General features: G+C 33.5%; 11 protein-coding genes. 7 read left to right on the top strand and 4 right to left on the bottom strand.

Annotated features, from left to right (window positions below; translation table 11 throughout):
• The first annotated feature begins 129 nt into the window (after positions 1-129).
• Complete coding sequence (locus tag N4A45_13325; protein ID MCT4666200.1) at positions 130-1,101, top strand: radical SAM protein; 972 nt, start codon at positions 130-132, stop codon at positions 1,099-1,101.
• 87 nt (positions 1,102-1,188) lie between these two features.
• On the opposite strand, the gene N4A45_13320 is transcribed toward N4A45_13325, so the two are convergent.
• Positions 1,189-2,031 carry a prohibitin family protein gene (locus tag N4A45_13320; protein MCT4666199.1) on the bottom strand — a complete coding sequence of 281 codons (843 nt, stop codon included), beginning with the start codon at positions 2,029-2,031 and terminating at the stop codon, positions 1,189-1,191.
• Positions 2,032-2,162: 131 nt separating this feature from the next.
• Complete coding sequence (gene ffh, locus N4A45_13315) at positions 2,163-3,497, bottom strand: signal recognition particle protein (GenBank protein MCT4666198.1); 1,335 nt, start codon at positions 3,495-3,497, stop codon at positions 2,163-2,165.
• A 279-nt stretch (positions 3,498-3,776) separates the two neighbouring features.
• Here ffh and fbaA point away from each other — a divergent pair, with 279 nt between their 5' ends.
• Both fbaA and accD read left to right on the top strand, forming a co-directional pair.
• Positions 3,777-4,853 carry a class II fructose-bisphosphate aldolase gene (gene fbaA / locus N4A45_13310; GenBank protein MCT4666197.1) on the top strand — a complete coding sequence of 359 codons (1,077 nt, stop codon included), beginning with the start codon at positions 3,777-3,779 and terminating at the stop codon, positions 4,851-4,853.
• A 5-nt stretch (positions 4,854-4,858) separates the two neighbouring features.
• Positions 4,859-5,707: an acetyl-CoA carboxylase, carboxyltransferase subunit beta gene (accD, locus tag N4A45_13305; protein MCT4666196.1), complete on the top strand. Its 849-nt coding sequence runs from the start codon at positions 4,859-4,861 to the stop codon at positions 5,705-5,707.
• Between the two features lie 136 nt (positions 5,708-5,843).
• On the opposite strand, the gene N4A45_13300 is transcribed toward accD, so the two are convergent.
• Together N4A45_13300 and N4A45_13295 are read right to left on the bottom strand one after the other, a co-directional pair.
• Complete coding sequence (locus N4A45_13300; GenBank protein ID MCT4666195.1) at positions 5,844-7,196, bottom strand: DUF5458 family protein; 1,353 nt, start codon at positions 7,194-7,196, stop codon at positions 5,844-5,846.
• Positions 7,197-7,216: 20 nt separating this feature from the next.
• On the bottom strand, positions 7,217-7,669 hold the full coding sequence (locus N4A45_13295) for a hypothetical protein (GenBank protein MCT4666194.1): 453 nt from the start codon (positions 7,667-7,669) through the stop codon (positions 7,217-7,219).
• A 363-nt stretch (positions 7,670-8,032) separates the two neighbouring features.
• Here N4A45_13295 and N4A45_13290 point away from each other — a divergent pair, with 363 nt between their 5' ends.
• The 4 genes from N4A45_13290 to N4A45_13275 all read left to right on the top strand — a co-directional run bounded on the left by N4A45_13290 (position 8,033) and on the right by N4A45_13275 (position 13,711).
• Positions 8,033-8,461 (top strand): GPW/gp25 family protein, encoded by a 429-nt coding sequence (locus tag N4A45_13290; protein MCT4666193.1) that lies wholly within the window; start codon positions 8,033-8,035, stop codon positions 8,459-8,461.
• A 14-nt stretch (positions 8,462-8,475) separates the two neighbouring features.
• The gene (locus N4A45_13285; protein ID MCT4666192.1) at positions 8,476-10,239 is read left to right on the top strand and encodes a hypothetical protein; all 1,764 of its coding nucleotides are present in this window, start codon (positions 8,476-8,478) and stop codon (positions 10,237-10,239) included.
• A 110-nt stretch (positions 10,240-10,349) separates the two neighbouring features.
• Entirely contained in the window at positions 10,350-12,797 is a 2,448-nt protein-coding gene (locus N4A45_13280) for an ATP-dependent Clp protease ATP-binding subunit (GenBank protein ID MCT4666191.1), read from the top strand.
• Complete coding sequence (locus N4A45_13275; GenBank protein ID MCT4666190.1) at positions 12,797-13,711, top strand: hypothetical protein; 915 nt, start codon at positions 12,797-12,799, stop codon at positions 13,709-13,711. The genes N4A45_13280 and N4A45_13275 overlap by 1 nt, the downstream gene beginning before the upstream one ends.
• The last annotated feature ends 181 nt before the right edge of the window (positions 13,712-13,892 follow it).

The raw sequence follows: 13,892 nt of genomic DNA, 5'->3' as shown, positions 1-13,892 counted from the left end.
AAAGTAAATTGTTTTTTTATGTCCGGACCTGAACAGCAATTACAGACTTTTTATTCATCAATAAACACAAAAAGTATGTTAATAGCCATCAGGGATTATTTTGTTAGAAATTTAAAAAAAGGATCGTTTGTGTGGAAAATTCTAGAAACGATTCAAGGTCTTTTATATGCCAAAAATTACCTTTTCTATTATAAATGGGGTTGGATAAAGAACAGTACGACTACAAAAGAAATCAATATTGAATTTTCTAGTGCTTGTAATTTGCGTTGTGCATTTTGTTCCTTAGACCATCTTAAACCCAAAATTCTTCTGAAGCCAGAGGTCTTAGAAAAATTTATGAAAAACCTTATTGAGGATCATAGATTTAGAGGCGTAGAATATATCCATTTACATAATGGAGGAGAAACTTTGTTGCACAATCAGATAGGTGAAATGTTGGGAGTACTCAATAAATACAAGCGTTTGGCAAAAGAGAAAAGCCAAAAATTCCCGGTAGTTACTTTGTTGACAAACGGAACTCCTTTAAACAAGAAAAAAACCAAAGAAATTATTGAAAGTGAGGCAATAGACATTATCCGTTTTAGTATGGATGGAGGAGGAGAAGAGCGATTTGAAGAGGTGAGAATACGGGCAAAATGGAATCTCTTTTTCAAAAATATAAGTTACTTTTTAGAAGAAAATAAAAAACTAAACCAACCGATTAAAACACATATTATTTCTGTTTTGGATCCCGGTAAACCGCTTAATACAAAATGGATGTCGCCAGTTTTTCAAGATATTTATAATAAAATTGATACTTATGAATTAAGGCACCCTCATACTTGGGCTGGTGAAGTGGAAATAGATGGAGACTCTACTAATCACAGAAAAAAGCCACATAAAATAGGTTGTGGACAATTAATGCATCAATTAGTATTACTCCCTAATGGAGATATCAATGTCTGTTGTACCGACTTGAATTCTCGTGGTGTGATGGGGAATATAAAGGATTCGAGTCTTTTTGATATTTATTTTTCTCCAAAACGAAAAAAATGGCTAGAATTATTATTCTTGGGGAGAAAAAAAGAAATTGATCTCTGTAAGAATTGTGAAACTTTTTAGAAAAAAATCCGAGGAATTTTCCTCGGATTTTTTTGTATAAGATTTTCAATTGATACCATCCATTATGGTATTAATTTACTCACTGGTTTATTGGTTTCCAAGAATAATCGGTAAGCCATCTTTTCCACCTACCACTATGACTTTTGAGTTTTGCGATTCAGATAATTTTAAGGTTGCTTCAATTCCTTTTTCTTGAAGAATTCTATCTGTTAAAGAGGCACTAAGAATTTTATTGGCATTTGCCTTTCCTTCTGCTTCTATTTTTTGTCTTTCTGCTTCTTTTTGGGCTTTAGAAAGTCTAAACTCATACTCTAAAGACTCTTGCTCTTGCTTTAACTTACGTTCAATAGCCTCTTTAATGGTTCTTGGGAGTTCTACATCTCTTACTAAGATTTCGTTTAGCTGAGTAAACTGATTTTTTAAGATTTTTTTAGTTTCAATCAAAATCTCTTCTTGAATTGCATCTCTTTTAGTTGAGTAAAGTTGCTCTGGTGTGTATCTTCCTACCACACTTCTGGCGGCTGATCTTATTGCAGGACGAAGAATTCTGGTAACATAAGTTGCCCCCTTTTCTTTGTGTAATTTCCCTAAATTTTCATACTCTGGCTGATACCAAGCAGAAACTTCTAAAGTAATTTCTAGTCCATTTGATGATAAAACATTCATTTTCTCAAAGACTTCTTGCTGTCTTACTTCGTAAACAATTACTTTATTCCATGGTGCAACCAGATGAAATCCCTCTCCTAACGGTGGTTCATCTGTTACAACACCGTCTCCAAAAGTTTTATAAAGAACACCAGCGGTACCTGCATCTATAGTTATTGTGGCTCTAAGTAAGAAAAAGATTAAACCAACAGCAATAGCTATGGTTATTATTAGTTTTTTTGGTGGTTTGATATTCACCTCTTTTTGATAAGAATATTGGCTCATTTTTTTTGATTTTTAGTGAATACTAAGGTATGTATTTTTATAGGGAATATTGTTTTATTTATCACAAAAAAAAACTGCTAAATCCATAGATTTGGAAACAGCAGTTTTAAAATTATATAGGTTGTAGAATACTACATCTTTGGCATTTTAGGCATTTTCCCCATAAGAGATTTCATTCCACCACCTTGCATCATTTTCATCATTTTACTCATATCTGCAAATTGCTTCATCAAACGATTTACATCTTCAACTTTATTTCCAGAACCTTTAGCAATTCTTCTTCTTCTAGATCCGTTGATTAAAGAAGGGTTTGCTCTTTCCTCTGGTGTCATTGAGTGGATAATAGCTTCAATACCTTTAAATGCATCATCGTCAACATCCACATTTTTCAAAGCTTTTCCCATTCCTGGGATCATTCCCATAAGATCTTTGATATTTCCCATTTTTTTAATTTGAGAAATTTGGGATAAGAAATCGTTAAAGTCAAACTGGTTTTTGGCAATTTTCTTTTGAAGCTTTCTTGCCTCTGCTTCATCAAATTGTTCTTGAGCTTTTTCTACAAGAGACACAACGTCTCCCATTCCCAAGATACGATCCGCCATACGATTTGGGTGGAAAACATCAATTGCTTCCATTTTTTCACCCGTTCCGATAAATTTAATCGGTTTGTTTACCACTGTTTTAATGGTAAGTGCGGCCCCACCACGAGTATCACCATCGAGCTTAGTAAGTACAACACCATTAAAATCTAAACGATCATTAAAGGCTTTTGCTGTATTTACAGCATCTTGCCCTGTCATAGAATCTACAACAAATAATGTTTCATGAGGGTTTACAGCTTCTTTAATAGAAGCAATCTCATTCATCATCTGTTCATCAATGGCTAAACGACCTGCCGTATCGATAATTACTACATGGTTTCCATTAGATTTTGCATAAGCAACTGCATCTTTTGCAATAGCAATTGGATCTTTAGATTCAGGCTGTTTGAAAATATCAACTCCAATTTGCTCAGAAAGCACGGTAAGCTGATCTATGGCAGCAGGACGATAAACATCACAAGCAACTAAAAGAGGCTTTTTACTTTTCTTATTTTTAAGAAAATGGGCTAGTTTACCAGAAAAAGTGGTTTTACCAGAACCTTGCAGACCTGCCATCAAAACAATGGTAAGATCTTTTTGAAGGTTTATTTCACTCGTTTCACCACCCATAAGTTCGGCTAATTCGTCATGAACGATTTTAACCATTACTTGACCGGGCTGAAGACTGGTGAGTACATTTTGACCTAAAGCCTTCTTCTTTACAGATTTTGTAAAGTCTTTGGCAGTTTTAAAACTCACATCGGCATCCAAAAGGGCTCTACGGACTTCCTTGAGCGTTTCTGCTACATTGATTTCCGTAATTTTTCCGTGTCCTTTTAGAATACTAAAGGCCTTGTCGAGCTTATCTGATAAATTTTCAAACATATATTTTAACCTTAAAGAATAAAGATTTTGTTTTTTCCTGAATTTTACAAAACTACGAATTTACTTAGGAAATAGATACTCAGGTTTAAAATTTGAAATTTTAAAAAGAAATGGAAGACGCATTTATCGAAATGTTGAAAGCTAAAATTTCTGATAACTAATGAATAATGAAAAGTAAATTGTCAAAAAATATCAATTAGATCATGAATAACTCTTAGTCAAAAAGGATAGTACAAGATAATTTTTTTAGATTTGCATATATTTTCACAAACCAGAACTATGAATACTACAAAAATAAAACCAGGTGTTGTCTTTGGAGACGACGTTCAAGCCATATTTAAACTGGCAAAAGAAAACAATTTTGCTTTGCCAGCTGTCAATGTAACATCATCACCAACCGTAAATGCTGTAATGGAAACGGCTGCAAAACTTAATGCACCTGTTATTATTCAGTTTTCTAAGGGTGGAGGACAATTCTTTGCAGGAAAAGGATTGGATAATACAGACGAAAAAGCGGCTATAGCAGGTTGTGTAGCAGGAGCAAAGCATGTTCATCATTTAGCGGAACTTTACGGAGCTACCGTTATTATGCATACAGATCATTGTCAGAAAAAATGGTTACCTTGGATAGACGGACTTCTTGATGAAGGTGAAAAATTCTTTAAAGAAACTGGGAAGCCTTTGTTTTCATCACATATGATTGACCTTTCTGAAGAATCTTTAGAGGAGAATATTGCTATTTGTAAGCCATACCTTGAGCGTATGGAGAAAATGGGAATGACTTTAGAAATTGAATTGGGAATCACAGGAGGTGAAGAAGATGGAGTAGATAATACTGATGTAGATGAATCTCGTCTTTACACACAGCCAGAGCACGTAGATTATGCCTACCAAGAGCTTTCTAAAATATCTCCAAGATTTACTGTAGCTGCTGCATTTGGAAATGTACACGGAGTATATAAGCCAGGAAATGTAAAGCTTACACCTACTATCTTAAAAGATTCTCAAGAATATATTAAAGACAAGCATGGGATTGCTGAAAATAATCCAATTGATTTCGTATTCCACGGAGGATCAGGTAGTACACTTGAAGAAATTCGCGAGGCAATTTCTTATGGAGTAATCAAAATGAATATTGATACAGATCTTCAATATGCTTTTACAGAAGGAATTAGAGATTATATCTTGGATAAAAAGGAGTATGTTGCACGTCAGATTGGAAACCCTGAAGGAGATGATATTCCAAACAAAAAATATTATGATCCAAGAAAATATATTCGCTTGGCAGAAGGTACTTTTAGCGAAAGATTAGAAAGATCATTCGCTGACTTGAACAATGTAAACACTCTTAACTAGAGCCTATGGGATGGTTTAAAAGACAATCACAAAAGATATTTACCCGTTCGGAGGACAAAATGGAAACTCCAGAAGGATTGTGGTATAAATGTCCTAAGTGTAAAGTTGTAACAGATAAAGAAGATTTTGTAAGTAATCTTTACGTTTGTAAAAACTGTAATCATCATGAAAGAATTAATTCCGAAGAATATTTCGAATTACTTTTTGATGATGGGAAATTTACAGAATTGGATGCAAATTTGACTTCAGGTGATCCACTTGGATTTGAAGATACCAAGAAATATACTGATAGAATTTCGGCAACTCAAAAGAAAACGAACCTAAAAGATGCTTTGACATCAGGATCGGGGAATTTATTTGGGAATCCTGTAACTATTGCCTGTATGAACTTTAACTTTATTGGAGGTTCTATGGGATCTGTGGTAGGAGAGAAGATCGCAAGAGCTATTGAACACTCTATCAAAAACGATCAGCCTTTTATCATGATTTCAAAATCAGGTGGAGCAAGGATGATGGAAGCCGCATTTTCTCTTATGCAGATGGCTAAAACCTCAGCTAGATTAACACAGCTTTCAGAAAAAGGAATTCCTTATATTTCTGTATTGTCAGATCCTACAACGGGTGGTGTTACTGCTTCTTTTGCAATGCTTGGAGATATTAATATTGCCGAGCCTGGTGCCTTAATTGGTTTTGCAGGACCTCGTGTAGTAAAAGAAACAATTGGAAAAGATTTACCAGAAGGATTTCAGACTGCTGAATTCGTAAAAGAACATGGTTTCTTAGACTTTATTGTTGATAGAAAAAATATGAAAGCTCAAATAGGATCTTTTATCAGAATGACTTACGATTATTAAAAATAATTGTATTAACAAGCCTTAAAAAAAGCCCAATGAAATATAATTTTCATGGGCTTTTTTTATCTTCGCTTCTTACTAAAATTTAAGAAAGCTTAATATCTAAAATTCTATTTGTTAATAGGATCTTGAACTATTATTGCTGAACATATTCACTATTCCAAACCGCATTTTCGGGTCCATCTCCTTTGTGACCATCGAGTTGGATTACAAATGATTTTGCAGGGAAATATGGCGTAATATGGATATCTAGTAACACACGATCTTTTTGATTTGGATCTTGCATGATTCTTACCACCTTAAATTTTTCGATAAGTTTTGAAGGTCCTTGAATTCCATCTAAAAACTTAACAATTTGTGATCGTAAATCTGCTTCTGTTCTTGTATTCCAGTTTTCAAAAGCTCTTCTATTTAAGAAATCGAAAAGCACTTTGGTAATATGATCAAAAACTCTTACAACAGAATAGGTTTGTAGTCCTAAATTGTCTCCGTTGAATAATGTTTTGGCAGAAAATGCCATTACCTTACTATATTCATTTACCATTGGAACCAATCCTTTTTTCTCTAGTTCTGAGATTTCACTCTTTTTAAGATCAAAATGTACGCTTTCAACTTCATTTAAGCCTCCAAATTTTTTCCCAGCAACTACTTGAGACATCAACGTACCATATATTTTTCCTGCCAGTGCAGATGATGGCGGTACATAAAGGTTTTCTTCCTCTCCTACAGATGCTTCTTTATTTCTTCCTAATAACCAATTACAAGTCATTAAAGTATTTGACTTAAATACTTCGCCACCAGTATGATTTGCATTGTCGAAGAAATCGATCACATCGTCTGGAGATTCTAGATCTCTAAAATCAGTTAATAGAACAGCTTTGTTATCGTGGGCTATTTTAGACCATTTATCTAGTACCGCATTGGATCCCAAATATCCTGGTAAAACCATGATTCCGTAGTTGTTTCTTAAATCTAATCGATCAAAATTTTGTTTAAGTTCATTCGCAATATAATTGGCAAATAAGGGGTTATCTAGATCTTTTAGTTGATCTAATTCTGCATTGATAATCGTAAGGTTCTTTACTTTATCACTTTCTGTATTTTTGAAAAAATAAGCAACCGAACGGTAAGAAGTTTCCAACTCACGTGTTTTGTCTAGAGCAATTTTTAAGTTTCTGTTGAGCACTTTTTCTGCTTTATCAGCCTTTTCGTTTGCTAAATCTCTCATAGACTCAATGTCTTTCCCGTTGTTCAGTAGATTCAGCCAAACATTGAGTCGGTTTTTAAGCGTTTGTCGCTCTCCTTCCCATTGCTCATCTGACATAAAGATTTTCCTTCTGGCTTTTCTTTTTGGGTTCAGGTTAGAGAATCCGTCAATAATATTTTCTACAAAGGTAAAACCTCCGTATTCTGAGAGGGCATCATAAGATTGTCCTTGGGCTCCTTGCTGGGAACTTTGACTTTTTTGTTGTTTTTTTGCTTCAGCCATTTTGTAATTTTTTTAAACTATTATTTAATTGAATCTAATTCCTTAATTGAGTTTTCTATCAATGCAACAATTGCAGCCCTTGCTTCAGGATCTTCTAGTGCTTTTCTTAATGCTTTATTAGAAGTAAGTTGCTTGGCAATTTTTACATTTTGGTTTTGCTCAATATTCAGCATATTTAAGAAATCACTATTTTCTTTGATGGATTTCATCCCGAAATCTCCAAGGTTTTTAAAAGCGATGGATTCTTTTACATCGGCTCCGTTTTCATCTTGAAATTCCACTTCTACCTCTGGCTTGAAGTTTTCAAAAACCTCATCAATGGTTTTTAAGCCATATACAGCCTCAGGGGTGATCGGTGCATCTTTGGTGAGTTTTTGAACCAGTAGTGTTCGATTTGAGGGGATATCAGCGATGGCTTCATTTGCATCGACTTTTACTTCGTTCCCTCCAATTCCATATTCGTAAATTGACATGTTTATTTGGGTTTAATGGTTAAATGTTACTTTTCTAATCATTCAATTCAGCCTAATGAGATTATAAATAAGGAGAACTTGTTTCTCATAAAAAGCATAAATGAATCTCAAAATAGACAAACTAAAAAGTGAATAAAAAACGTCTTTTTTTACTGTGTTTAATAGCCTTTGTTGAGTGGAAAATTATTTGGAAGAGAAAGAGGAAAATTTATAATTATCTCATGTTTTAAAAAGCAAGTGTTGCTTATAACACTTTTATAATTTCAATATTTTGATAGGGTAAATATAAGGGAAAAAAGAAGAAAATCAAAAATATTTTTTTGAACTTTTTTTGTTAAATTGGTCATCTAAATACTTAATATTGTGAAATATATAAAATTACCAATTAACTTTTACAACATTGCAAAAGGTGCAAAAACACCATCTTGTTCTATGGAGGAATCCATTGCTCAACATTTGTATTTACTCATAACAAGTCGCTATGGAGAGGTGAGTGGAAATAACACCTTTGGTTGCGATATTTGGGAATTAGAGTTTAATCAATTGGTCAAAACTCACAAATGGGAAGAGCAAGTAAAAAGTTCTTTGGAAAAGAGTATTTTGATCAATGAAAAACGATTAAAAGACGTTGAGGTAAAAATTTCTTTGACAGAAGTGGATTATGAATTTAAGAATAAAGGCTACTCTCAAGTGCGTAGAAAAGCCGATATTCATATTGCTGGATTGATTCTAGAAAACAGTCAAGATTTTCAGTTTGGAATGAGTTTATACATTAGTCCTTTAGCTCAATAATTATTATAAATACTATGAAAGATTTTTCGAAAATAAAAAAACAACTTACTGATAGAGTCATTGATTTTTTGGACATAAAAGAGAAAGAACATCTAGATCCTATTATTTTATTACTTTTAGATGTTTTTGCCTTTGAATTTGCCACTCTAGAGCAAGAAATCAGAATATCTGATGCCAAATTATTAGAACGTATTTCGAAAATATTGGTGCACGAAAGTTGGTCTTCGCCAAAACCTGCTCACTCTTTGGTTAGAATTTACCCACCAAATTCTGAGTACCAATTAGAATCTGATGATATGTTCTTTTATAAAAAAAGAATATATGGTGAAGAGAACATTGATGTGATTTTTACACCACTCTTTCAGCAAGATCTTGTTCAAACATATATTTCCACCACTGTTTCTAAAACTCAAATAAAACTATTTGAGTCCACAAGAGAGACGACTTTAGAATTGTCTCCAGAAATCCCAGAAGAAATTGAGGAATATTGCCTGTGGCTCGGTTTGGATATAACGGAAGTGAAAACGAAAAAGAAGCAAATCATCGATTTTACAATTCAGCCCCAAAATGCCGATCTTCTTCCGTATTTAAAATTAACAGAGGCGTTTGATTCTCAAGGAAATCAACTTTCTTTTAAACTAAAAAATATTCAATTTAAGGAACAGAAGGATTTTTATTCAGAAGAAATATTTAGATATTATCAAAATCAACTCTATCAGTTAGAGATAGACTTTACACAAAAAACCAGCACAGCAATTCAACAGTTTCCTCAACAAATTTTTGAAGAAGATCAAGAAGACTTCGTTAAAGAATTGGTTTGGATAAAACTCTCTTTTCCCGCTGAGTTTTCTCGTAATGATATAGAGGGGATTTCTTGTTTTTTAAATACTTTTCCTGTGGTTAATAAGAAATTGGAAACCAATGTTCATCAGCTAAATAAAAACGGGAAAATCATCTCTTTACCAACGGATGATCACTATTTCTTGAATATCGATTCACTAACAGATAACAATGGTAAAATTTATAGAAATACTTTGCAAAATGATATTTCGAATCTTCAAGGTTCTTATGCGCTTTATTTTGGAGGTCTAGAGCAATTTGACGATCGAAGTGCAAAAGCTGTTTTAGACCATGTAATCCAAACCGTAAGACAGGAGGGAAGTGCTTTTTCTGCAATGGGTTATGATTTAGTGAATGCCTATTTGAATGATCTGAACAAGAAACTCGATCAAATAGAACAAAAAATTGGTCTTGGTTTCGAAGCTGTGGATAATAAAGGAGGTTCTCAATACCTAGTTTCTATACCTTTTAAAGAGTCCAATACCTTAGAATGTAATTATTGGACAACCTTGGCACACAGAGCCAATGGAATTCCAGCTTTTACAACTCTAGAACAATATAGACAAGTAGGGGAGAATCCAAAAATACATACGGTTGCTATTTCTAGTGGAGGTTTGTATAAAACGACTGCAAAAGAAAAAATTAATAGTTTGCGTTATGGACTCATTTCCAAAGATAGAATCGTGTCCAAAGAGGATATAAAGTCTTTTGTGCAAATGTTTCTAGGTAAAATTGTGGAAGATGTTCAAGTAAGTTCGGGCGTAGCGATTTCACATGAGAAAAAACAAGGAATTATCCGAGTATCTAAAGTGGAAATTACTTTAGAAAAAAATAATGATTTTAATGATGAAAACAAAAAACGCCTTGCAGCGTCTATAAAAAAGGAGCTGGAATATCGTTCTGTTCACAATCTACCTTTTCATATCTGTATTGCTTAATCAATTCTTCCTGCCTTTTTTAAAAGGATTAAGCAGAATAAAACATTTCGAATTTTCATAATTCAAGCGGCTTTAATGAGCTGTGTTGAGTATAAAAAAACAAAAAAAATATGATACCAAATACCATGAGTGATATTAGCCTAAGTTTACAATCGGCAATTGCTGTTGCAAAAGCATTAGCCCACAAAAAAGATCACACAACCTATGGAGTAGCTCACCTTGCTTATGCTCTTTTTACAGAACCCACTGGTTTGATAGAAATTCTAGGTAGTATTCATAATGATGTAGGATACCTAATAGAATGGTTTGAGGTAAGAATGGAGGTGTACGAGAGTCAAAATAGTCACAATGAAGGTGTAGAGGCTGATAAAGAAGTATTAAAGGTACTGGAAGAAGCAGAAAGATCGCAGATAAAATTAGGAACTGATCATATTGATGCATTATGTGTTTTTCTTTCCATTATACGGGTAGGAGTAGTATATGATGCCAAGCAACTAAACACCTTGGAAATTACCGAAAATGAGATTCTTAAAAACTTCAATGCGATTGATCAAGCGCAATATAAAAACACATTTCAACTAGGTGAAGAAGGAGTAGGAGAAATTCCTTTTTGTGAAAACCTGTTGCAAAATAAACTCATTGAAAAAGGAGAAATTATTGTAGGAAGAGACCAAGAATTGCGACAAATACTTGATAATCTTGAGCAAAGGGAAAATAAAGGTTTTCTTATCTATGGAGACAGTGGAGTAGGTAAAACTTCTATTATACATGCACTTATTCATTTTGTTGCCACTACGAAAGACCCTTTGTACAAAGAAATGATTATTCTTGGAGTGGAAAGTTCTAAAATACTGGCAGCTAGTGGTAATAGTGCTGAATTGTCTAAAAAACTGAGTGCTATTTTTGATAAAGTTTCTAAGCTTGAGAATTGTCTTTTGGTAATAGATGATTTACCTATTCTTACAGAAGGAATTCAAAATAGTAAAGCCATTATCAATCTTCTTTCCGCCCAATTAAGGCTCGGAAAAGTTAGACTCTTAGCAATCACAGGTACCGATTACTATCGACAACAAATAGAAAATCATAGCATTCAGAATAAAATACTTCCTATACAAATTGCAGAATTATCACCTTTGTATCTTAGTCAATGCATGGAAAATCAGCGAATAAAACTGACCGCTTATTATCAAATAGGTATTGAGAAGAATGCCATAGAGCAAGCTGTACATTTTTCCAAGAGGTATTTTAAAGAACAAAAACTTCCCAATACAGCCATTAGCCTATTAGATCAAACTTTGGCTTCCATCAGCAGAAGTAATAGACAACTCTCTCAGACGATAGAAAGCCTTGAAAAAGAATTGGAAAAAGTAGATCTTAAAAAAATCGATGCGAATATAACATTGCGATATCTTCATCATCAAATAAAAGATAAAATTAGCCCTGTAATTCTGGCAAAAATTCAATCTAAGAAAGAATTAGAAGAACTTGAAAACGCCGAGGATATTCTAGAAAATACAGAGCATTTATTGACGGAAATAAAGGAACATCATCTGAGCCCAATCAAAAAAATAAACGAAAATGATATTGCCACAATAGTTGCAGAAACTACAGGAATTCCAATAGGAAAAATTCAGGCAGAAGAAAAAGATAAGCTTCTGCATATAGAAGAACATTTAAAAGAGCGAGTAAAAGGACAAAATCATGCTATAGCTACCTTAGCCGATGCAATTATTGAGTCAAGAAGTGGATTGAGTAATCCCAACCAACCTATAGGATCTTTCTTCTTTTTGGGACCAACGGGAACAGGGAAAACAGAACTCACAAAATCCCTAGCCGAATTACTTTTTGATGATGAAAATGCCATGATTCGTTTTGATATGTCGGAATTTAAAGAAGAGCATTCTGCTGCTTTACTTTACGGAGCTCCTCCAGGATATGTTGGGTATGAAGAAGGAGGAATGCTGGTGAACAAGATTCGCCAAAAACCATTTTCGGTAGTTCTTTTTGATGAAATAGAAAAAGCACATAGTTCTGTGTACGATGTTTTTTTACAAATAATGGATGAAGGGAAAATTCATGATAAATTAAACAGAGAAGGGGATTTTTCGAATTCAATTATCATTTTCACCTCCAATATTGGTAGTGAGTGGATAGCAGAAGAATTTGAAAAAGGAAAACAGCCAGAGTCAAGTCAGTTAATAGAGATTATGAGTCCTTATTTCCGACCAGAATTTTTAGGAAGATTGACAGAAGTAGTTCCTTTTGCACCCATCAATAAAGCAGTGTCTGAGATGATTTTTAAATTGCATGTTGCGAGACTTCAGGAGCAGCTAGAAAAAGAAAAAGACATCAAACTATCCTTGAGTCCCGAAGCAATTACCTATTTGGCGGACAAAGGATATTCTAAAAAATATGGAGCAAGACCCATTGCTGGAGTTGTGAGAACTTATATCAAAAAAGCGATTTCGAGAATGATTGTTGCACAGAATATTGTAGAAAACGACGAGGTGCTGTTGCATTATGATCAGGATAGTTTAATCTGGGAAAAGACGAACTAATGGAAGAAATAATAGAAGAAATAAAATCCAGTAAACTTCCTCATTTTATTGGAGAAGTGTATTATGAAGAACTTCAAGATTTATTAGGAAAAGAAGGAGAGCATCACCAATTTTGGATTCAATGCTGTGGAATGAATAGTCGTAGTTTTTCCCAAGATGTTATTGATAGTTCTTTTCCTTTTATAGCGGGAGATCAATTAAAGGAAGATGTGTTGATAGAGTTGAGTAGAAATAGTCTATATCATCAGCTACCCGAAATATTTTTTCACCCCTTGGTTATCAGTGATCCCACAATGAGTAATAAAGAGGTGGTAGAGGCAATCAAAAAAAATAGGGAATTGGAAGAACAAAATCTAGCGTTTTTTATCCCTTTTGATACCTTTTTGTTTCAAGAAAAAGTAAAATATACAAATCGTTTTCTTCACCTTTTTACCAATAAAGACGCCACAAGAAATATCTTTAGAATTGCCAGAACTCTTATTCAAAACAGAATAAGGTTTAGTAAAGAACAATACTATAAACTCTTTCTAAATCTATGTAATTCTGAGGAATTAAAAGAAAATCTTCCAGAGTTAGAAAAACTGGTTCAATCAATTTTGGGTGTTAATTGTGAGATAAAATATACTCGCAAAGAATTGGATGGTTCTATTTTTGGAGCAATTAATGAAGGTATCTTAGGAATCAATCTTGGTTTAACAGGGAATCTTTATAGTGAGTTTGAAGACCTTGAAGTGACTTTGCTTTTTGAGGATTCAAAAGAATTTGAAGAAATTGCACTTTTTCAGGAACTCACCAAGGAAATACTCCGTTTTTTTGTATTTGCTAATAGAGATGTCATCGTAAAATTCCGTTTTACCTCTATTGTTACCAATGAATTATCAGAATCTTATTTAGGATATAATTTTTGTTTGTAAGGTTTTTTCTTGCGTTAATTGAAGAATGATTATACTATTTACGATGTTAATTCACCCATAGGTTTTTATTTCTTTTTCTTGATATTTACTCACTGATAAATGGGTATTATTGATGTAATGAGTGTATCGGTATCAATGGGATATTTCAAAGGATTAAAAAAAAAAAGGAACTGAAAAACAA

The organism is Flavobacteriales bacterium, from assembly GCA_025210805.1.
GTDB lineage: Bacteria > Bacteroidota > Bacteroidia > Flavobacteriales > CAJXXR01 > JAOAQX01.
The sequence above is the reverse complement of the archived record's forward strand: the minus strand, read 5'-3'. Positions and strand labels throughout refer to the sequence as shown.

Coding starts and splice junctions, on each gene's coding strand:
- fbaA (MCT4666197.1), top strand. CDS start 3,777: ATGAATACTACAAAAATAAAACCAGGTGTTGTCTTTGGAGACGACGTT.
- ffh (MCT4666198.1), bottom strand. CDS start 3,497: ATGTTTGAAAATTTATCAGATAAGCTCGACAAGGCCTTTAGTATTCTA.
- N4A45_13275 (MCT4666190.1), top strand. CDS start 12,797: ATGGAAGAAATAATAGAAGAAATAAAATCCAGTAAACTTCCTCATTTT.
- accD (MCT4666196.1), top strand. CDS start 4,859: ATGGGATGGTTTAAAAGACAATCACAAAAGATATTTACCCGTTCGGAG.
- N4A45_13280 (MCT4666191.1), top strand. CDS start 10,350: ATGATACCAAATACCATGAGTGATATTAGCCTAAGTTTACAATCGGCA.
- N4A45_13300 (MCT4666195.1), bottom strand. CDS start 7,196: ATGGCTGAAGCAAAAAAACAACAAAAAAGTCAAAGTTCCCAGCAAGGA.
- N4A45_13320 (MCT4666199.1), bottom strand. CDS start 2,031: ATGAGCCAATATTCTTATCAAAAAGAGGTGAATATCAAACCACCAAAA.
- N4A45_13285 (MCT4666192.1), top strand. CDS start 8,476: ATGAAAGATTTTTCGAAAATAAAAAAACAACTTACTGATAGAGTCATT.
- N4A45_13295 (MCT4666194.1), bottom strand. CDS start 7,669: ATGTCAATTTACGAATATGGAATTGGAGGGAACGAAGTAAAAGTCGAT.